This is a genomic window from Micromonospora sp. WMMD736, assembly GCF_049179015.1.
In the GTDB taxonomy this organism is placed as follows: Bacteria; Actinomycetota; Actinomycetes; order Mycobacteriales; family Micromonosporaceae; genus Micromonospora.
In genome coordinates, this window is record NZ_JBMHMI010000001.1 from 659,959 (window position 1) to 679,345 (window position 19,387).

Here is a 19,387-nt window from a genome sequence, read left to right on the forward strand (position 1 = left end):
CCCGGTCGGCGGTCGCGTCGCCCGGTCATCCGCCGGTCACGTCGTCCGACAGGGCCTCCGCGCGGGCGTTGAGGTAGCGCTGCTGCGCCAGGTTCGTCGAGCGTGCGGCCGCCATCCGGTACGCCTCGCGCGCCGCGGCCCGCTCACCGGTCAGCTCCCACAGGTGGGCGCGGGCGGCCGGCAGCCGCGGATCGTCGGCCAACCGGGCGTCGCCGTCCAGGTCGGCCAGCAGCGCCAGGCCGGCCGACGCGCCCCGGGTCATCGCCACCGCCACGGCGTGGTTGAGCGCCACTACCGGGTTGTCGGCGAGGCCGAGCAGGACCTCGTACAGGGCGGTGATCTGCGCCCAGTCGGTCACCGCCGCGCTCGGCGCCTCGTCGTGCACGGCCGCGATGGCCGCCTGGAGCTGGTACGGCCCGACGGGCCCGCGCGGCAGCGCCGCGCTGACCAGCGCGACGCCCTCGACGATCTGGTCGGCCCGCCACCGGCTCCGGTCCTGCTCGGCCATTGGCACCAGCTCGCCGTGTGCGCCGATCCGCGCGGGCGCGCGGGCGTCGGTGAGCAGCATCAACGCGAGCAGTCCCGTGACCTCGGGGTCGTCGGGTAGCAGCCGGCGCACCAGCCGCGTCAGCCGGATCGCCTCTGCGGTCAGGTCGGCGCGCAGCAGTCCCGGCCCGGTGGTGCGCGCGTACCCCTCGGTGAACACCAGGTAGAGCACGTGCAGTACCGCGGCGACCCGATCGGCGCGCTCCGCCGCCGTCGGTGGGGCGAACCGGAGACCACTGTCGCGGATCCGCTGCTTTCCCCGGCTGATCCGCCGCGTCATGGTCGCCTCCGGCACCAGGAACGCGCGGGCCACCTCGGCCGTGCTCAGCCCACCGACCGCGCGCAGCGTCAGCGCGATCTGCGACGCCGGGGTGAGTGCCGGATGGCAGCACAGGAACAGCAGGATCAGCGTGTCGTCCGCGTCCGCCGGCCGGTCGGCGGCCGGCACGAGCCACTGCTCCGGGAGCATCCACCGCGCCGCCGTCACCTCCCGCCGCGCCCGCGCCTGGTCGCGTCGCAGCAGGTCGGTGAGCCGCCGGGATGCCACGGTGATCAACCACGCCCGGGGACTGTCCGGTACGCCGTCGCGCGGCCAGGTGTCCGCCGCCGCGATCAGCGCTTCCTGCACCGCGTCCTCGGCCGTGTCGAAGTGCCCGAAACGGCGGACGAGCGCGCCGAGGACCTGCGGCGCCAACTCGCGCAGCAGGTCCTCGGTCGGTGCCTCGGACACGTGCTCAGCCGGCCAGGTCCTCGACGCCGTCCAGCACCGGCCGCACGTCCACGTACGCCCCGGGGGTGTCCGGGTCGACCAGGCCCGCGGCGATCTCGGTGGCCCGGTCGAAGCTGGCGCACTCCACGATCGTGTACCCCGCCAGGACCTCCTGCGTCTCCGCGTACGGGCCGTCGGTGACCACGGGCGCCCGATCACGCACCTGTACGCGCCGCGCGTGCACCGGCTCGCTGAGGCCCCGCGCGTCGACGAGTTCCCCGGACTCGGCGAGCGCCTGGTGGAACGTCTCCATGTGCTGGTGCATGGCCGCCACCTGCTCGGCCGACATGGCCGGTCGGTCGGAGGGTCGCCCCGACAGGGCGTCGTAGTCCTGCTGCGACCCGTAAAGCATGATCATGTATTTCACGGTGACCCTCCTGTTTCGGGCGCCGCCCTCGGTGCCCCTCACCAGAAACGTCGAACCCACCCGCCCGCACCGGACACCCGCACCCGGCCCTCCTCCGCCCCCGGTGATCATGAAGTTATCGCCATCGATGTCGGCGTGTCGGCACAATAACTTCATGATCAACGCGCCGGGTGGACGGACGGGTGGGGGTGGGGGTGGGGGTGGGGGTTACTGGCCGTAGGAGAGGCGGAGGCGGTTGTTGATCAGGTAGTTGAGGCGGTGGCGGAGGTAGCCGAGGGTGCTCTCGCTGGGCAGGTCGGCGTGAGGGGTGGACAGGGTCCAGCGCAGCGCACAGTCGCCGCCGGGCAGTCCTCCCGAGATGTCGAAACGGATCTCGTCCCGGGGCCGGTGCGGCCACAGCGACGACCACACCAGCAGCACCGGGGCGTAGCCCGCCACCACCCGTGGCGGCACCTCGTCGTCGCGCAACTCGAGCCAGGCACGGCTCCCGGCCTCGTACGGGTCACGGAGCGAGCGCCACACGACATGCGCCGGGGCCGGCTGGCTCCGTCGACGGCTGCCCAACACGTGCACGCGCCCTCCCGACCGGACGGCCACCTCCGCCCAACCCCATTCTGGCGACCCACCCCCCACCACGGAACCGGCACCCCTCCCGCCCGCACCCGTCGATCAAGAGGTTCGCGTCACGACACGCCGGACGGGCTGACGCCAACCTCTCGATCACCGGGCCGGGAGACGGGGGCGGGCGTGAACCGTCCGGTCCGGTCGTGCGTGAATCCGGTGGCGGGCGTGGTGGTCGTACCGTCGGGGTATGGCGTGGTGCGAGCACCGAGGTCTGGGGAGGCACAGTGGGGGCATGGTCGGGACGCGTCGCGCGGGGACCTCTCGTGGGCCTGGTGGCCGTCGCGCTGGTGTCGCTCGCCTGCGCGGGCGGTGGACTGGCCGAACCGGAGGGCGAACGCCCGGGGGCGAACCCGCCGGCCGTCTCGCCCGAGCCGAACACCACCCGCGCCGACAGCACCACCAGCGTGGCCGAGTTCAAACAGGACGTGGCCGACGCGCAGGCGGTCGCGGAGCGCTACTGGGCGGCCCAGTTCAAGGCGTCCGGGCAGCGCTTCACGCCCATCCGGCGGGTCACCCCGTACCAGCGGGCCGGTGAGGTCTCCTGCGGCGGCCAGCCACTACCGCGCAACAACGCGGTCTACTGCTCGCAGGGCGACTTCATCGCGTACGACGTGGCCTGGTCGGTGGCGGCGTTCCGCGAGGTCGGTGACGCGTTCGTGTTCTACCTGCTCGGTCACGAGTACGCCCACGGCATCCAGGTGCGCCTGGGCATCAACTACAGCTTCACCATTCAGCAGGAGTTGCAGGCCGACTGCATGGCCGGGGCGTACCTCGGCGACTCGGTGCGCGCCGGCGACCTCACCCTCGCCGAGGGCGACCTGGACGAGTTCCGGGAGGGCGTGGCGGCGGTCGGCGACGACCCGGACCAGCCGTGGTTCGCCGAGGGCGCGCACGGCTCCCCCGAGCAGCGCACCGACATGTTCTTCCGTGGGTACGAAGGCTCGCTCAAGGAGTGCGACCTGAGCTGAGCGGGGTTGCCCCGGTCACCCTCGCAGCCGTTGCCGCCACCGGCGGCGGGCCCGGCTGGCAGGATCGCCGGTGTCGGTCACGACCCCAGGAGGATCCGCTGAGCAGCCAACACCCCGCCGCCGTGCTCTTCGACATGGACGGCACGCTGGTCGACAGCGAGAAGCTGTGGGACGTCGCGTTGCAGGAGCTGGCCCGTGAGTACGGCGGGGAGCTGTCCGCCGACGCCCGTCGGTCGATCATCGGCACCGCCATGGCCGAGTCGATGCGCATCCTGCACGACGACCTGGGCCAGCCCGAGCGTGATCCGGAGATCAGCGCGGCGTGGATCAACGCCCGGATCCTGGAGCTGTTCCGGGCCGGTCTGCCCTGGCGGCCGGGCGCGTTCGAGCTGCTGCACGCGGTCCGCGCAGCGGGGATCCCCACCGCCCTGGTCACCTCCAGTCCCCGGGCGCTGGTCGAGATCGCCCTGGACACCCTCGGGCGGGACAGCTTCGACGTGGTGGTCGCCGGTGACGAGGTGGTCGCGGCCAAGCCGCACCCCGAGCCGTACCTGACCGCCGCCCGGCGCCTCGGCGCCCCGATCGAGCGGTGTGTGGCGATCGAGGACTCACCGACCGGGGTGGCGAGCGCGCTCGCCTCCGGCGCGGCCGTGCTGGCCGTACCCGCCGAAGTGCCGCTGCCGCCCATCGAGGGCGTACACCAGGTGCCGAGCCTGACCGGCGTGGACCTGGAGGCGCTCGCGGCCCTGGCGGCTGAGCGGGCCGGCGCGACCGGCTGAGCTCGGCCGGCGCGGTTCAGGGGCGCTCGGCGAAGACCGCCGCGACCACCTGGTAGCCGTCGAACGCCCGCGCGGCCCCGGCGTAGGCCGCGAGGTGGATGAACAGTTCGACGAGTTCCTCCTTGGTCACCCCCGACTGCAGGGCGATGCGGAGTTGACCGCGCAGCGGTTCGTGGGTGCCGAGGGCAGCGGCGATCGCCACCGACACCAGGCTGCGGCTGCGGAGGTCCAGACCGGTGCGGGGCCATGCCTCGCCGAAGGTCTGCAGGGTGGCCAGGCGGCGGAAGTCCTCGCCCACCGGGGGCTCGCCGTCGCCGAGGGGCAGCACGAGCGGTTGGCCGAGCAATCGTTCGGCAGTGGCGAGAGCCCGCTGGTAGGGGTCCTGGTCGGTCATGTCATCCGCCCCGGTCTCGGCCGCCGCAGGCCGCGGGCGGGCCGACGCCATGCCGGCCCGACCAGCCTGGCAGCCGCCCGCCGAATCGTGCGGACGAATCGACCAGGACCAACGTCCGAGGCCCCCGACCGCGCAACGGCGGTCGGGGGCCTCGGTGAGCCGGTCAGTCGTGGGCGATCGCGCCCAGGACGTTGATCCGGGCCGCCCGCACGGCGGGGAGCACCGCGGCCACCACCCCGATGAGCGCGGCGAAACCGAGGTAGACAACCATCTGGATCCAGGGCAGGTTCAGCTCGGTGATGCCCTCGTCCTTGAGCGCCTCGACCACCGCCGCGCCGAGGCCGGTGCCGACCGCCACGCCCAGCAGCGCGCCGAACACGGAGATCACCACCGCCTCCACGGTGATCATGCCCATCGTCTGGCCCCGGCGCAGCCCGATCGCCCGCAGGAGACCCAGCTCCCGCGTGCGCTCCAGCACCGACAGCGCCAGGGTGTTGACGACGCCGAGCCCGGCGATGATGATTGCCAGCCCCAACAGGATCTTGATCATCGTGAGTAGCCCGTCGAGCGAACTCGTCTGCTGCTTGATGAACGCGTCCCGGTCGGCCACCGACACCTCGGGGCTGTCCGCGAGCAACGTCTCCACCTGCGGTTGCACGTCGGCCACCCGGGCCCCGGGCGCGAGCTGGATGAAGCCCTGGATGGGCTGCGGGATCGCGAAGTCCTTCGCCGCCGTCGCCGGCAACGTCACCGGGTTGGTCAGCTGCGACGACTCGTAGATACCGCTGATCGTGTACGTGCGGGCCTCGCCCCGGGTCAGCTGCACGCTCGCGGTCGAGCCGACCGACCAGCCCCGGGACGTGGCGGTGTCGGAGCTGACGAGCATCTGCGTCGGCGAGAGCCGGTCGATGTCACCCGCGGTGGCCTTCGCGCCGAAGATCTGCCGCAGTGATGCGACCTCGCTGCTGGCCGCCACCCACGTGCTCTTGCCGTCGATGCGCCCCATGTCGCCGTACTCGCCGTCGACCATCCGCACACCGGGCAGCGCCTTCACCTGGTCCAGCACGCTCGGGTCGAAGCTCGGCGGACGCGGGCCGCCCTGCTGACCGGCGATCACCAGCTCGGCCTTGATGCTGTCCTGGGCGAGCGCGCTGATGCTGCTCTTGGCCGAGTCGAGGACGACCGTGATGCCGATGACCAGCGCGATGCCGACCATCAGCGCGGCGGCCGTGATGGCGGTACGGCGCGGGTTGCGCCCGGAGTTGAGCTGGCCCAGCTTGCCCGGCACGGACCAGGAGAAGATCGCGCCGAGCAGGTTCACCACCGGCCGACTGATCAGCGGGGTCAGCAGCGCCACGCCGATGAAGGCGAACAGCACGCCGCCCAGGATGGTGACGAGCGTCTGGCCGCCCGCGTTGCCGCTGAGTCCCAGGAACAGCAGCACCGCGCCGATGCCGGTGACCACCGATCCGGCCACGGTGATCTTGGTCAACGGCCGGTCCGGCGTGGCCACGTCCTGCATGGCGGCGATCGGCGGGATCCGCGACGCCCGCAGCGCCGGCAGCAGCGCCGCTACCACGGTGATCACCAGGCCGACGGCGAACGACCCGATCACGGCGGCCGCCGGCACGCCGATACCGGCCAGGGTCAGGCCACCGGCCAGCTTGCCGAACAGGAACGCCAGTAGCGCCCCCACCCCGATGCCGGCGGCGAGACCGATAACCGAGGCGAGCAGACCGACCGTGATGGCCTCCAGCACCACCGAGCCGATGATCTGCCGCCCGCTCGCCCCGATGGCGCGCATCAGCGCCAGCTCCCGGGTGCGCTGCGCCACGATGATCGAGAAGGTGTTGAGGATCAGGAACGTGGCGACCAGCACCGCCACCGCGCCGAAGCCCAGCAGGATCTTGTTGAAGAACGACAGGCCCTCTTTCAGGCTGGACGCGGCGTCCTCGGCCACCTGCTCACCGGTCTTCACGTCGAAATCCGCGCCCAGGGTGCGGGCCACGTCGTCGCGCAGCGCCTCGTCCGAGACGCCGCCGGCGGCGGTCACCGTGATGCTGCTGAACACCCCGGGCTCGCCCAGCATCAGCCGCTGCGCGACCGGGGTGGTGAAGAAGACCTCGTTGACGCCGCCGATCGAGTCCCGGTCACCGCTGTAACCGGCGATGCCGACGAGGGTGAAGTCCCGCTTTTTCGACTCGAACGCGGTCAGCACGCCGACCTTCTCGCCGACGCGCACCTTCGCGGTCGTGGCCAGCGACTTGTTGATCACGATCTCGTCGTCGGCCTGCGGCGCGCGCCCCTCGCGCAGTTGCAGCAGGTCACTCTCGCCGACCCAGTTCTCACCGAGCTGAGGCGGACCGAACGACGTGACGACCTTGCCGTGGCTGCCGATCATCCGCGCGCCGTCGGCGTTGACGACACCGGTCGCCGAGGCCACCCCCGGCACCTGCTTGACCCGGTCCACCACCGCGGCCGGCAGCGGAGCGGCGGTCTGCTCGCCCTCCAACTCGCTGACCTCGACCTTGGGCTTCGCCGCGACGTTCACGTCGATCTCGGAGAAGCCGTCGGCGAACACCGAGTCGAACGAGCGACCCAGCGTGTCGGTCAGCACGAACGCGCCGGAGACGAACATGACCCCGAGCACCACCGCCAGACCGGACAGGATCAGCCGGACCTTGCGGGCCAGCAGACTCTTGAATGTCGCCCGGAACATCAGTTGCCCACCTCGGCCGGAGTGTCCAACTTCTTCATGGTGTCCAGCACGGTGTCGGCGGTCGGCTCGATCAGCTCCGACACGATCTGCCCGTCGGCCAGGAAGACGACCCGGTCGGCGTACGCGGCGGCGGTCGGGTCGTGGGTCACCATCACGATGGTCTGACCGTGCTCGCGCACCGAGTCGCGCAGGAAGCTGAGCACCTCCGCGCCGGAGCGCGAGTCCAGGTTGCCGGTCGGCTCGTCCGCGAAGATCACTTCGGGGCGGGCGACCAGCGCCCGCGCGCACGCCACCCGCTGCTGCTGACCGCCGGAGAGCTGCGCCGGCCGGTGGTCCAGCCGGTCCTGCAGGCCCACCGTCCTGATCACCGTGTCGTACCAGGCCTGGTCGGGCTTGCGGCCGGCGATCGACATCGGCAGCAGGATGTTCTCCTTCGCGGTGAGCGTCGGCAGCAGGTTGAACTGCTGGAAGATGAAGCCCACCTTGTCCCGGCGCAGCTTCGTCAGCCCCGAGTCGCCCAGGCCGGTGACCGTCGTCTCACCGATCGACACCGTGCCCCGGGTCACCGAGTCCAGACCGGCGAGGCAGTGCATCAGCGTGGACTTGCCGGAACCCGACGGGCCCATGATCGCGGTGAAGCGGCCACGTTCGAACTCCGCGCTGACCCCCCGCAGCGCGATGACCTGAGCCTCGCCGCTGCCGTACACCTTCCACACGTCGTTCGCCCGGGCCGCGGCCTGCGCCTGCTGGCCTACCGTCGCGGTCACGTCATCTACCTCTTCCATCTGCTTCGACAATGCACGCCGCCCCCCGATGGTCCGGCGTGCCGTTCAATCATCGGCGCTGCGCGCGCCCATCCCGTCCGCCCCTGGGGGGACGCGCAGCGGATTTCCCGCTGCGGGTGCACCCCCATGCCGCATCAGGGTTGCCCCTGACCCGACGGCCGGTCGACCGGTTTTGCACACTTCCCCCTCACGTCACAGGAGGGTCAACCGCGCGACGCCGTCTCCGGTCACGGTAGGTGACGACGGCAACCCGGCCGTCCCTCCACGGGGGGATCTTCGGGTACGCCGGGTGAGGTAGCCGCCGCGCGGCGGCTACGCCCGTGGACGGACCAGACCCGACTCGTACGCCAGCACGACGGCCTGCACACGGTCGCGCAGCCGCAGCTTGGTCAGCAGGTGCCCGACGTGGGTCTTGACGGTGGTCTCGCTGACCGACAACACCGCCGCGATCTCGGCGTTGGACAGCCCGCGGGCCACTTGCACCAGCACCTCACGTTCCCGATCGGTGAGCGCGTTGAGCGCCGCCGAGGGGGTCGCCGCCGGGTCGGGCAACAGGTCGGCGAAGCGCTCCAGCAGCCGCCGCAGGATCCGTGGCGCGACCACCGCGTCCCCGCCGGCCACCGTGCGGATCGCCGCGATCAGCTCCTCGGCGGGTACGTCCTTGGCCAGGAATCCGCTCGCGCCCGCGCGCAGCGCCCCCACCACGTACTCGTCGAGGTCGAACGTGGTCAGCACCAGCACCCGCACCGGCAGGCGGGAGTCGACGATGGCCCGGGTCGCCGCCACCCCGTCCATCCGGGGCATCCGGATGTCCATCAGCACGACGTCGGGCAGCAGCCGTCGGGACAGCTCCACGGCCTCCACGCCGTCACCGGCCTCCGCCACCACGTCCAGGTCGCCCTCGGCGCCCAGCACCATCCGGAAGCCCGTCCGCAGCAGCGGCTGGTCGTCGGCGAGCAGGATCCGTACCGGCCGCGCCGGGGCCACCCGATCGCTCATCTCGTCTCCCGTCCCGCATCGCCGGCCTGTGCGTCGCGGACAACGGTAGAGGCAGTCCGAGGGCCTGTCCCGACCCGGACGGCACCGCTGAAGTCGGGCGGTGCCGGGGCGCGGCCCTCCCGACACCGTCGATCTTGCACTTCCTGCTGCGAAAGATGGTGCGAATCAGATGAAATCGACATCCGAAAGTGCAAGATTGCCGGGGTGGGGCGGGGCGGGGTGCGGGGGGTGGGGTTACTCGTCGGCGCCGGGGGGTGTGGGGGTGGTGGTGCGGGCGTCGCGGAGGGGGTCGGCGGTTGTCGCCGTGACGGGGAACGGTGGTGGCGTGCCGCCGAACGTGGGGCAGAGCGCCTGGTGACTGCACCAGTCGCACAGCTTGCTCGGCCGGGGGCGGAAGTCCTGCCGTGCGGTGGCCTGCTCGATCGCCCGCCACAGCGCCACCACGGTGCGCTCGAAGCGGACCAGCTCGTCGGCGTCGGGCGTGTAGTCCAACACCTCGGCGTCGCGCAGGTAGAGCAGGCGGAGCACCCGCGGCACCACGCCCCGGGTGCGCCACAGCACCAGCGCGTAGAACTTCAGCTGGAACAGCGCCCGCGCCTCGAACGCCTCCCGGGGGGCGCCACCGGTCTTGTAGTCGACCACCCGCAGCGCACCGTCCGGGGCCACGTCGAGCCGGTCGAGATAGCCCCGGATCAGCAGCTCCTCGTCGACCACCGCCGAGATCAGGCTCTCTCGCTCGGCCGGCTCCAGGCGGGTCGGATCCTCCACGGCGAAGTAGCCCTCCAGCAGCCCCGCCGCGGAGCGCAGGAACTCCGCCGGGTCGGCCGGCGCGGCGTCGTCGAAGATCGCGGCCAGCTCCGGCTGCTCGGTGACCAGCCGGTCCCACTGGGGGGCCACCAGGTCACCGGCCGCAGCCGGTGTGCGGCTCGACGCGGGCAGGTCGAACAGTCGCTCCAGCACCGCGTGCACCAGCGTGCCCCGGGCCTGCTCGAGCGTCGTCCGCTCGGGCAGCCGGTCGATGCTGCGGAACCGGTAGAGCAGCGGGCAGGTCTTGAAATCCGCCGCCCGCGACGGCGACAGCGAGGCCCGCACCGTCGGCGGCGTCTGCGCCGGGGGAGAGGACTGGGGGGTGGTGACCGTTTCCGCCGTCATGTGCGCAAAGGTTAGGGCACCGGTGTGACACCGCCCGCCGCCCGCCCCACAGGTGACCGGTCCGTAGCATCGGTGCGATGGAGCAGACCTCCCGGCCGCCGCGCCGGTCCGACCGGCGACCCGGTCTGAGCGTGGGCCGGGTGTTCGGGGTGCCCCTGCACCTCAACGCGTCGATGCTCCTGCTCGCCGTGCTGGTCGCCGTGCTCTACGCCGAGTTCGCCCGCCGACAACTGGACCTGCCGCAGCTCAGCGGCTACCTGATCGGCTTCGGATTCGTGGTCTCCCTGCTCGGCTCGGTGCTGCTGCACGAGCTGGGCCACGCGCTCACCGCCCGCCGCTACGGCATCGGTGTGCGGGGAATCACCCTCGAACTGCTCGGCGGGTACACCGAAATGGAGCGGGACGCCCCGACGCCCCGGATCGACCTGCTGGTCTCGCTGGCCGGTCCGGCGGTGTCCGCGGTGCTGGGCGCCCTCGCGGTCGCCGCCACCCTCGCCATGCCGGCGGGCACCGTCGGCCACCAGCTCGCCTTCCAGCTCGCGCTGAGCAACGTCATCGTCGCGGTGTTCAACATCCTGCCCGGACTGCCGCTGGACGGCGGCCGGGCGCTGCGCGCCGCCGTGTGGGGTCTCACCCGCGACCGGCACCGTGGCACCGAGGTCGCCGGCTGGGCCGGGCGGGTCGTCGCCGTCGGCACCGCCGCCCTGGTCGGGTTGCTGACCGCTACCGACCACCTGGCCCCGGTGGCGCTGCCGCTGATGCTGCTGGTCGCCGTCACCCTCTGGCGCGGCGCCGGGCAGTCGATCCGCGCCGCGCGGGTCAGCCGGCGGTTCCCGCTGATCGACCTGACCCAACTGGCGCGGCCGATCTGGCCGGTGACCACCGGCACGCCGCTGGCCGAGGCACAGCGCCGCCGCGCCGAGGGCGGCCAGCCCGCCGCCGCGCTGCTGGTCACCGACTCCACCGGCCACCCGGTGGCGGTGGTCGACCCGGCCGCCGCCGCGGCCGTACCCGCCGAGCGTCGCGCCTGGCTGGCCGTGGACTCCGTCGCCCGGCCGCTCACCGCGCTCCCCACCCTGACGCTCGGACTCGACGGCGAACGAGTGATGGAGGCCGTGCAGACCCACCCGGGCGCGCAGTACGTGGTGACGTCAGGCGAAGATGTCGTCGGCATTCTGCACATCGGGGACCTGGCACAGCTCCTCGAACCCAACCGGAAGATGACACCGTGACCGCAACTGACTCCACCGTCGGAGCCGACACCGCCACCCGGACGCTGACACCCGTGCACCGAGGCCCGTTCCGGCCCGGCGACCGGGTACAGCTGACCGACCCCAAGGGGCGGATGCACACCGTCACGCTGGAGCACGGCAAGGAGTTCCACACCCACCGCGGCATCCTGGCGCACGACACGCTGATCGGGCTGCCCGACGGCAGCGTGGTGACCACCGCCGGCGGCGGCACCGCGTTCCTGGCGCTGCGTCCGCTGCTGTCGGACTACGTGCTCTCCATGCCGCGCGGAGCACAGGTGATCTACCCGAAGGACTCGGCGCAGATCGTCGCGATGGGCGACATCTTCCCCGGCGCCAAGGTCCTCGAGGCCGGCGCCGGCTCCGGCGCGCTGAGCTGCTCCCTGCTGCGCGCCGTCGGCACCGAGGGCGAACTGCACTCCTTCGAGGTCCGCGACGACTTCGCCCAGATCGCCAGGCGCAACGTCGAGGCGTTCTTCAACGGGCCGCACCCGTCGTGGAACCTGCACGTCGGTGACGTCGCGCAGTGCCAGGAGACCGGCTTCGACCGCATCATCCTGGACATGCTCACTCCCTGGGAGACCCTCGACATGGTCGAGCGGGCGTTGGTGCCCGGCGGCGTGTTCATCGGCTACGTCGCCACCACCCCACAGCTCTCCGAGCTGGTCGAGGCGCTGCGCGAGCGCGGCGGCTGGACCGAGCCGCGCGCCTGGGAGTCGCTGGTGCGCGACTGGCACGCCGAGGGCCTCGCCGTCCGCCCCGACCACCGCATGATCGCGCACACGGCGTTCCTGGTCTCCGCGCGCAAGCTCGCCCCGGGCGTCACCGCGCCACCGCGTCGCCGCAAACCCAGCAAGGGCACCGAGGCGTACGCGCAGCGCCGCGAGGACCTGCGCGCGGCCGAGGCGGCCCGACAGGCCGCCGCCGCCCAGGCCGCTGCCGCCCAGCCCGACGCGACGGGGGAGATGGACAGGCCGTGACCATCGGTGAGCGGGGGGAGGCGGCCCGATGAGCCGACCGGGCTACGGCGGCGGAGACCTGCCCGCCGTGTTTCCGGACTGGTCGCCCTACCAGGACCTGGAGTCGGCGGCACGCGCCTATCTGCGGGACCCGGACGTCGCTCTGGAGGCCCTCGGCGGGGTGCTGCGCGGCGCCTCGGTGCTCGGCTTCACCCTGGAACGCTTCGTCAACGAGGTCAACGGCGTGTGGCAGGAGGTCGTCGTCTGCGACGGCAGCCGCCTGATCCTCTGGCACGGCGAGGACGTACCGCCGGGGGAGGGGCCGCCGGGTTCGATGACGTCGTCGCTGCGGGTGGTGCCCGTCTCCACGGTCACCGAGGTGGGCTGCCGGCGGCGACTCAACCGCTCCGACAGCGGTGAGATCCGGGTCGACAGCATCGACGTCTACCTGCTGCTCACCTCGCTGGACGAGGCACCGCCGAGCGAGGAGATGGCCGGTACGCCCCGGCACGACGCGCTGCGGTTCGGCAAGACCCTCGACGACGGTGGGGCCGGGCAGATCGCCCGGTTGGAGGAGTTCGCGCGGCTGGTCGCCTCGGTGGTCGGCCGCCCGATGCTCTGAGGCGTACCCGGTTCGGGTCGGCGTCGCGCGGAGCGGGCGGCGCCGACTCAGTCGTCCTCGGCGTCCGGGCCGGCGACCTCGACGCCGTCGGCGCGCACCACGTGGATGCAGTCGCCCGGGCATTCCTTCGCCGAGTCGATCACTTCGAGTCGCAGGTGCTCGGGCACGTCGACGCGGCTGCCCGGGGCCAACTTCAGCTCACCGTCGGCGCCCTTGACGTACGCCAGGCCGTCGATGTCGAACTCGAACACCTCCGGCGCGTACTGCACGCAGAGCCCATCGCCCGTGCAGAGATCCTGGTCCACCCAGACCTGCAACTGGTCGGTCGCGACCTCGGCCACCGGTGCACCCCCCATGTTCTCCCGTACCAGCCTCCGACGGTACCCGAACGTCGTTAACGACCCCGCAGACCACCCCTTGGCGATCAAGGTTCAGTGACGAGGGTGTTGCGTGGGACCGAATCGGGCTCATAGCGGCTAGTGTTAGCTCAGAACGTTCAAGCCCCCCGGGGAGGTGGGACGTGGCAGCACGCAGCGACGACGCGGACTCGCGCGCCGCACGGTGGGAGAAGGAAGCCCACGATCTCTCCACGCAGGTCGCGTTCCTTCAGGAGGAACTCGCCCTGGTGCGGCGCAAGTTGACCGAAAGCCCCCGACACGTCCGGCAGCTCGAAGAGCGGCTGGCGGCCACCCAGGCACAGTTGGCGCGGCTGACCGAGAACAACGACCGGCTGGTGAGCACCCTGAAGGAGGCTCGCACGCAGATCGTCACGCTCAAGGAGGAGATCGACCGGCTCGCACAGCCGCCGAGTGGCTACGGAGTCTTCCTGGCCAAGCACGACGACGGCACCGTGGACGTGTTCACCGGCGGCCGCAAACTGCGGGTCGCCGTCTCGCCCTCGCTGGACGTGGCCGAGCTGCGGCGCGGCCAGGAGGTCCTGCTCAACGACGCGCTCAACATCGTCGACGCGTTCGGGTACGAGCGGGTCGGCGAGGTGGTCATGCTCAAGGAGGTGCTGGAGGGGCCGAACGGCGGGCCGGGCGACCGGGCGCTGGTGGTCTCCCACTCCGACGAGGAGCGCATCGTGCACCTCGCCGAGACGCTCATCGGCTCGGCGATCCGGGCCGGCGACTCGCTCATGATCGAGCCCCGCTCGGCGTACGCGTACGAGCGGATCCCGAAGAGTGAGGTCGAGGAGCTGGTCCTGGAGGAGGTGCCGGACGTCGACTACTCCGACATCGGTGGCCTCCAGTCCCAGATCGAGCAGATCCGCGACGCGGTGGAGCTGCCGTTCCTGCACGCGGACCTGTTCCGTGAGCACCAGCTCCGCCCGCCCAAGGGCATCCTGCTCTACGGGCCGCCCGGCTGCGGCAAGACGCTCATCGCCAAGGCGGTGGCGAACTCCCTGGCCAAGAAGATCGCCGAGCGGCAGGGCAAGGAGAAGCACACCAGCTTCTTCCTGAACATCAAGGGCCCGGAGCTGCTCAACAAGTACGTCGGCGAGACCGAGCGGCACATCCGGCTGATCTTCCAGCGGGCTCGGGAGAAGGCCGGTGAGGGCACCCCGGTGATCGTGTTCTTCGACGAGATGGACTCGATCTTCCGGACCCGTGGTTCCGGCGTCTCGTCCGACGTCGAGAACACCATCGTCCCGCAGCTGCTCAGCGAGATCGACGGCGTGGAGGGGCTGGAGAACGTCATCGTCATCGGCGCCTCCAACCGGGAAGACATGATCGACCCGGCGATCCTGCGCCCCGGTCGGCTCGACGTGAAGATCAAGATCGAGCGACCGGACGCCGAGGCAGCCAAGGACATCTTCTCCAAGTACATCCTCTCCGGGCTGCCCCTACACCCGGACGACCTCGCCGAACACGGCACCGACGCGCAGGCCACGGTGGCCGCGATGATCGACGCCGTGGTTCTGCGGATGTACTCGGAGACCGAGGAGAACCGCTTCCTCGAAGTCACCTACGCCAACGGTGACAAGGAAGTCCTCTACTTCAAGGACTTCAACTCCGGCGCGATGATCCAGAACATCGTCGACCGGAGCAAGAAGATGGCCATCAAGGAGTTCCTCACCTCCGGTCGCAAGGGCCTGCGCCTACAGCACCTCCTCGACGCCTGCGTCGACGAGTTCCGCGAGAACGAGGACCTGCCCAACACCACCAACCCCGACGACTGGGCCCGCATCTCCGGCAAGAAGGGCGAACGGATCGTCTACATCCGTACGCTCGTCTCCGGCGGCAAGGGCACCGAGGCCGGCCGGTCCATCGAGACCGCCAGCAACACCGGCCAGTACCTGTAGGCAGGCGCTGACACGAGCGGGGCCCGGAACGCGTCGCGTCCCGGGCCCCGCTCGTCACACCGGCCCGCACCCGCCCACCCAACCCGGTACGCTGTGGCGCTTCCAACCCTGCGAAACGTCGAGGATCCGCGTGCCGTCCGAACTCACCGTCACCGACCCGCCGGCACGCCCTGCGGTCGACCCGCAGACCTCGCCGCCCGCCCGCCCGTACCGCGCGCTGCTCGCCGCGCTGGCGGCCGCCTGGCTGGTACCCGCGGTGGCGTACCCCCTGCACCTGGCCTGGCTGCTGCCCCCGCTCGTGCTGCTGGCCACGGCCAGCCTGCTGCGCGGTGGCCGCACCCTGCTCGACCGGCTGGTGCTCGCCATGCTGCTGCTCGTCGGCGCCACCACCGCCGCCGGGCTGCTCTTCACCGTCTGGCCCTGGGGGCTGCACCCCGTCGCGGTCAGCGGCACCGCGCTCACCGTCCTCGCTCTCCTCGCCGTGGTAACCCGGCGACGTCCCACCCTGCCCCGGCCCGGCTGGACCGACCTGCTGCCGGTCGTCACCACCGTCGCCGTCGTCGGCTACCTCGCGTCGCCCTGGCTGCGGGCCGGCACCCTCGTCGGCCGCCTCAGCCTGCTCGCTCTCGGCGAGGACAACTTCCGCCACGTCGCCCTCGTCGACGCCATCGGCCGACTCGGCGGATACGTCTTCCTCGACCCGTCGGCCGCCCGCGACGACATCGTCTCCCTGCTCGCCCGCTACCCGCAGGGTTGGCACCTCACCACCGCCGTGCTCGACGCGCACCTGCGCTCCGCCACCGGCACCCCGAGCGGGGCCAGCAGCCTCAGCCACTACGAGTGGTGGTGCCTGGCCACCTTCGGCCTGCTCGTGCTCACCCTCTTCTGGGCCGCCCAACGGCTACCCGGCCCGCTGCACCCGCTGCACCGGGTCGTCCTGGCCGTCGTCGTCGGCGCCCTCGTCCTCGGCAGCCAACTGCCCCGGCTACTGATCGCCGGCTACCCCAGCGAGGTGCTCGGGCTTGCGCTCGCCGTCGCGCTGACCGCACTCGTCGTACGCCCGCTCGCCGGCAACCGGGAACAACTCGTCCTGCTCGGCGCGCTGCTGCTCGGCATCGGCTTCACCTACTACCTGTTCCTCCCCCCGGCCGGACTGCTGGTGCTCGGCTGGCTCGTCGCACACCGCCGGGAGTTGCTCCGCATCCGCCGGACCGTGCTCGCCATCGGTCTGGTCACCGCCCTGCTCGCCCCGTTGCCCCTGCTGCTGGGCGTGTTCGCCGCAGGTCAGACCGAAGCCCTCGACGCCAAGGCCGGCCTGGAACTCGCCGAGGCCTGGCGGGCCCTGCTGGGCCTTACTCCGATCGTCCTCATCGGCCTGGTGATCCAGGCCCGTCGCGCCGACCGTGCCTGGCGTCGGCACCTCGCCGCCGTGCTGGTGGCCGTCGGCTTCGCCCTCGCCATCGCCCTGGCCAACATCCTCACCGGCGTCCAACCCGCCTACTACTTCATGAAGGGCGTGCACCTCGCCACCGTCGGGCTCATCGTCGGCACCGCCGCCCTGGTCGTGCTGCTGCCCGTACCGACCGCCGACGCAGGTGCCAGCCGGGCCCGTGCCGCCGCCGTCCCCGCGCTCGCCGCCGCCCTGGCCGTGCTCACCGTCGTGATCCTCTGCGGGCTCACCGGTTGGAGTCGGAGTCTGCTCGTGGTGGACAAGCAGAGCTGGACCCAAGTCTGGGTCCAGCACCGCGTCGACAAGCCGTCGAGGGCCGCCCAGGTCTGCGCCACGGCCTACCGCCGCTTCCCCCACCAGCCGGGCACCGTCACCGTCGTGCTCGACCGGGGCGGCTACCGCGGCTACCTCGAATCGATCTGCCTCTCCGCCCTGCAGGGCACCACCGCACAGACCGAGCGGGCCATCTACCTGCCCGTGTTCGACGAACCCGAGCGCACCCGCAAGATGCTGCGCGGGGCACGCGGCCCGATCCGCCTGGTGATCAGCGACCCCGCCGCGCAACGACGCGTCGACAAGCTGCTGACCAGGTACCCGGAGCTGCGCGATCGGGTCACCACCGTACGGATGATCGTCAAGTACTGACCGTGGCGGGCGGGACGCGGGGCGACATCCGTGACCCGCCCGCACCGGCGCACCCCCGACCCCGAACAGTCGGACTACGCTCGACATGACGGGGACCGGGTCGGGCGAGCGAAGCGGGTAGGTCGATGAGCGTAAGACGGATCATGGGCACCGAGGTCGAGTACGGCATCTCCGTGCCCGGCCAGGCCGGAGCCAACCCGATGGTCACCTCGTCCCAGGTGGTCAACGCCTACGGGGCCCGGCCCGAACTCAACCGGGGCGGCCGCGCCCGCTGGGACTACGAGGAGGAGTCGCCGCTGCGCGACGCCCGCGGCTTCACCTACTCCGGGGCCGCCTACGACCCCGCGGAAGCCCTCGCCGACGAGGACCTGGGCCTGGCCAACGTGATACTCACCAACGGCGCACGCCTCTACGTGGACCACGCGCACCCCGAATACTCCACCCCCGAGGTCACCACCCCCCGCGACATCGTGCGCTGGGACAAGGCCGGCGAGCGGGTGATGGCCGAGGCGTCCCGCCGGGCCGCCACCATCCCCGGCAGCCAGCCCATCCACCTCTACAAGAACAACACCGACAACAAGGGCGCGAGCTACGGCGCCCACGAGAACTACCTGATGCGCCGGCAGACCCCGTTCGCCGACATCGTGGCGTACCTGACGCCCTTCTTCGTGACCCGCCAGATCGTCTGCGGCGCCGGCCGGGTCGGCATCGGACAGGACGGCGGGCAGAGCGGCTTCCAGATCTCCCAACGCGCGGACTTCTTCGAGGTCGAGGTCGGCCTCGAGACCACCCTCAAGCGTCCGATCATCAACACCCGCGACGAGCCGCACGCCGACGCCGACAAGTACCGCCGGCTGCACGTCATCATCGGCGACGCCAACCTCTCCGAGATCTCCACCTACCTCAAGGTGGGCACCACCGCGCTGATCCTCACCATGATCGAGGAGAAGGCGCTCGGCGCCGACCTCGGCATCGCCGACCCGGTCAGCGAACTGCGCGCGGTCAGCCACGACCCGTCTCTCACACACCTCATGCGGCTGCGCGACGGCCGTCGGCTGACCGCCCTCGACGTGCAGTGGGCGTACCTCGAACGGGTGCGGTCCTTTGTCGACGACCGCTACGGCACCGACGTCGACGAGCAGACCGCCGACGTGCTGGACCGGTGGGAGGGCGTCCTGGACCGGCTCGGCCGCGACCCGATGCTCTGCGTGGACGAGTTGGACTGGGTGGCCAAGCTGCGGCTGCTGGAGGGCTACCGGGAGCGGGAGAAGCTCGGCTGGGGCTCCCACAAGCTCCAGCTCGTCGACCTGCAGTACTCCGACGTACGCCCGGAGAAGGGCCTCTACAACCGGCTCGTCTCCCGTGGCGCGATGAAGACGCTGCTCACCGACGAAGAGGTCCGCAGCGCGATGACCGAGCCCCCGGAGGACACCCGGGCCTACTTCCGAGGCCGCTGCCTCGCGCAGTACGCCTCCGAGGTGGTCGCCGCGAGCTGGGACTCCGTGATCTTCGACGTGGGCCGGGAGTCGCTGGTCCGGGTGCCGATGATGGAGCCGGAGCGGGGCACCCGTGCCCACGTGGGGGCCCTGTTCGACCGCTGCGCCAGCGCCAAGGACCTGCTGGAGACGCTGACCGGCGGCTGACCGCGTCAACCGAATGCCCGCTGTGTGCCGCAAGCCGGCGCGCGGCGGGCTTTTCGTCGCCCCAGCGAGGTAAGTTCATCGCAGACGATCGTGGAGGAGGCAGCAATGGCCACTCATGACAGCGGCGGCCAGTCGCAGTCCGGCAAGTCCCGCCAGGGCGAGGAGATCGAGGACGTCACCACCGAGGCCAACCCCGAGGTGGCCGAGCGGCACGCCGAGATCACCGAGGACGTCGACGACCTGCTCGACGAGATCGACTCCGTCCTGGAAGAGAACGCCGAGGAATTTGTCAGGGGCTATGTCCAAAAAGGGGGCGAATAGGGCATAGCAGGGCAAATCGGACATGCCTTCGATCGACCGGGGTGGCCACCGTCGCTGCCGCGACTGCGGCGAGTGGCTCCCCCTTGATCA

The 19,387-nt window shown here is 71.5% G+C and carries 18 protein-coding genes; 9 read left to right on the forward strand and 9 right to left on the reverse strand.

Translation table 11 applies throughout. From position 1 onward, the window contains the following. Window positions 1-25: 25 nt before the first annotated feature. The 3 genes from ACN269_RS02805 to ACN269_RS02815 all read right to left on the reverse strand — a co-directional run bounded on the left by ACN269_RS02805 (window position 26) and on the right by ACN269_RS02815 (window position 2,255). Window positions 26-1,276, reverse strand: coding sequence for an RNA polymerase sigma factor (locus ACN269_RS02805; protein ID WP_421470858.1), 1,251 nt, complete (start codon window positions 1,274-1,276; stop codon window positions 26-28). A gap of 4 nt (window positions 1,277-1,280) precedes the next feature. Beyond that, complete coding sequence (locus ACN269_RS02810) at window positions 1,281-1,673, reverse strand: YciI family protein (RefSeq protein ID WP_421470859.1); 393 nt, start codon at window positions 1,671-1,673, stop codon at window positions 1,281-1,283. 216 nt (window positions 1,674-1,889) lie between these two features. After that, the gene (locus ACN269_RS02815; RefSeq protein ID WP_421470860.1) at window positions 1,890-2,255 is read right to left on the reverse strand and encodes a hypothetical protein; all 366 of its coding nucleotides are present in this window, start codon (window positions 2,253-2,255) and stop codon (window positions 1,890-1,892) included. A 275-nt stretch (window positions 2,256-2,530) separates the two neighbouring features. Here ACN269_RS02815 and ACN269_RS02820 point away from each other — a divergent pair, with 275 nt between their 5' ends. Together ACN269_RS02820 and ACN269_RS02825 are read left to right on the forward strand one after the other, a co-directional pair. Continuing rightward, entirely contained in the window at window positions 2,531-3,274 is a 744-nt protein-coding gene (locus ACN269_RS02820; RefSeq protein ID WP_421470861.1) for a neutral zinc metallopeptidase, read from the forward strand. A 122-nt stretch (window positions 3,275-3,396) separates the two neighbouring features. Further along, window positions 3,397-4,053 carry an HAD family hydrolase gene (locus ACN269_RS02825; RefSeq protein ID WP_421470862.1) on the forward strand — a complete coding sequence of 219 codons (657 nt, stop codon included), beginning with the start codon at window positions 3,397-3,399 and terminating at the stop codon, window positions 4,051-4,053. Between the two features lie 16 nt (window positions 4,054-4,069). Here ACN269_RS02825 and ACN269_RS02830 read toward each other — a convergent pair whose 3' ends face one another. The 5 genes from ACN269_RS02830 to ACN269_RS02850 form a co-directional block, all read right to left on the reverse strand. After that, window positions 4,070-4,447 (reverse strand): carboxymuconolactone decarboxylase family protein, encoded by a 378-nt coding sequence (locus ACN269_RS02830; protein ID WP_421470863.1) that lies wholly within the window; start codon window positions 4,445-4,447, stop codon window positions 4,070-4,072. Window positions 4,448-4,610: 163 nt separating this feature from the next. Continuing rightward, window positions 4,611-7,166, reverse strand: a complete 2,556-nt coding sequence (locus ACN269_RS02835) for an ABC transporter permease (RefSeq protein ID WP_421470864.1) — start codon at window positions 7,164-7,166, stop codon at window positions 4,611-4,613. Next, window positions 7,166-7,933, reverse strand: coding sequence for an ABC transporter ATP-binding protein (locus ACN269_RS02840; RefSeq protein WP_421470865.1), 768 nt, complete (start codon window positions 7,931-7,933; stop codon window positions 7,166-7,168). Before ACN269_RS02840 ends, ACN269_RS02835 begins: the two co-directional genes overlap by 1 nt. Window positions 7,934-8,263: 330 nt before the next feature. After that, window positions 8,264-8,950 carry a response regulator gene (locus ACN269_RS02845; RefSeq protein ID WP_421470866.1) on the reverse strand — a complete coding sequence of 229 codons (687 nt, stop codon included), beginning with the start codon at window positions 8,948-8,950 and terminating at the stop codon, window positions 8,264-8,266. A gap of 234 nt (window positions 8,951-9,184) precedes the next feature. Continuing rightward, window positions 9,185-10,102 (reverse strand): RecB family exonuclease, encoded by a 918-nt coding sequence (locus tag ACN269_RS02850; RefSeq protein ID WP_421470867.1) that lies wholly within the window; start codon window positions 10,100-10,102, stop codon window positions 9,185-9,187. A gap of 77 nt (window positions 10,103-10,179) precedes the next feature. Here ACN269_RS02850 and ACN269_RS02855 point away from each other — a divergent pair, with 77 nt between their 5' ends. From ACN269_RS02855 to ACN269_RS02865, 3 genes are read left to right on the forward strand one after another with little or no spacing between them, the layout of a single operon-like run. Beyond that, window positions 10,180-11,334: a site-2 protease family protein gene (locus ACN269_RS02855; protein ID WP_421470868.1), complete on the forward strand. Its 1,155-nt coding sequence runs from the start codon at window positions 10,180-10,182 to the stop codon at window positions 11,332-11,334. Further along, on the forward strand, window positions 11,331-12,332 hold the full coding sequence (locus tag ACN269_RS02860; protein ID WP_421470869.1) for a tRNA (adenine-N1)-methyltransferase: 1,002 nt from the start codon (window positions 11,331-11,333) through the stop codon (window positions 12,330-12,332). Before ACN269_RS02855 ends, ACN269_RS02860 begins: the two co-directional genes overlap by 4 nt. Before the next feature lie 28 nt (window positions 12,333-12,360). Next, entirely contained in the window at window positions 12,361-12,933 is a 573-nt protein-coding gene (locus ACN269_RS02865; protein ID WP_007459901.1) for a hypothetical protein, read from the forward strand. A 47-nt stretch (window positions 12,934-12,980) separates the two neighbouring features. Here ACN269_RS02865 and ACN269_RS02870 read toward each other — a convergent pair whose 3' ends face one another. Beyond that, a complete protein-coding gene (locus ACN269_RS02870; protein ID WP_421470870.1) occupies window positions 12,981-13,274 on the reverse strand; it encodes a ferredoxin in 294 nt (97 codons plus the stop codon). A 179-nt stretch (window positions 13,275-13,453) separates the two neighbouring features. Here ACN269_RS02870 and arc point away from each other — a divergent pair, with 179 nt between their 5' ends. The 4 genes from arc to ACN269_RS02890 all read left to right on the forward strand — a co-directional run bounded on the left by arc (window position 13,454) and on the right by ACN269_RS02890 (window position 19,297). Continuing rightward, entirely contained in the window at window positions 13,454-15,238 is a 1,785-nt protein-coding gene (gene arc, locus ACN269_RS02875; RefSeq protein WP_355053018.1) for a proteasome ATPase, read from the forward strand. A 130-nt stretch (window positions 15,239-15,368) separates the two neighbouring features. Then, complete coding sequence (locus tag ACN269_RS02880; RefSeq protein ID WP_421470871.1) at window positions 15,369-17,333, forward strand: hypothetical protein; 1,965 nt, start codon at window positions 15,369-15,371, stop codon at window positions 17,331-17,333. A 125-nt stretch (window positions 17,334-17,458) separates the two neighbouring features. After that, window positions 17,459-18,976 carry a depupylase/deamidase Dop gene (gene dop / locus ACN269_RS02885; protein WP_396805157.1) on the forward strand — a complete coding sequence of 506 codons (1,518 nt, stop codon included), beginning with the start codon at window positions 17,459-17,461 and terminating at the stop codon, window positions 18,974-18,976. A 105-nt stretch (window positions 18,977-19,081) separates the two neighbouring features. Further along, window positions 19,082-19,297, forward strand: coding sequence for a ubiquitin-like protein Pup (locus ACN269_RS02890; protein WP_088948111.1), 216 nt, complete (start codon window positions 19,082-19,084; stop codon window positions 19,295-19,297). Window positions 19,298-19,387 lie beyond the last annotated feature (90 nt).

What these genes read in the sequence shown, in the direction of transcription:
- ACN269_RS02810 (WP_421470859.1), bottom strand. Translation starts at nt 1,673, where the DNA reads ATGATCATGCTTTACGGGTCGCAGCAGGACTACGACGCCCTGTCGGGG.
- ACN269_RS02830 (WP_421470863.1), bottom strand. Translation starts at nt 4,447, where the DNA reads ATGACCGACCAGGACCCCTACCAGCGGGCTCTCGCCACTGCCGAACGA.
- ACN269_RS02835 (WP_421470864.1), bottom strand. Translation starts at nt 7,166, where the DNA reads ATGTTCCGGGCGACATTCAAGAGTCTGCTGGCCCGCAAGGTCCGGCTG.
- ACN269_RS02845 (WP_421470866.1), bottom strand. Translation starts at nt 8,950, where the DNA reads ATGAGCGATCGGGTGGCCCCGGCGCGGCCGGTACGGATCCTGCTCGCC.
- ACN269_RS02850 (WP_421470867.1), bottom strand. Translation starts at nt 10,102, where the DNA reads ATGACGGCGGAAACGGTCACCACCCCCCAGTCCTCTCCCCCGGCGCAG.
- ACN269_RS02855 (WP_421470868.1), top strand. Translation starts at nt 10,180, where the DNA reads ATGGAGCAGACCTCCCGGCCGCCGCGCCGGTCCGACCGGCGACCCGGT.
- ACN269_RS02865 (WP_007459901.1), top strand. Translation starts at nt 12,361, where the DNA reads ATGAGCCGACCGGGCTACGGCGGCGGAGACCTGCCCGCCGTGTTTCCG.
- dop (WP_396805157.1), top strand. Translation starts at nt 17,459, where the DNA reads ATGAGCGTAAGACGGATCATGGGCACCGAGGTCGAGTACGGCATCTCC.
- ACN269_RS02890 (WP_088948111.1), top strand. Translation starts at nt 19,082, where the DNA reads ATGGCCACTCATGACAGCGGCGGCCAGTCGCAGTCCGGCAAGTCCCGC.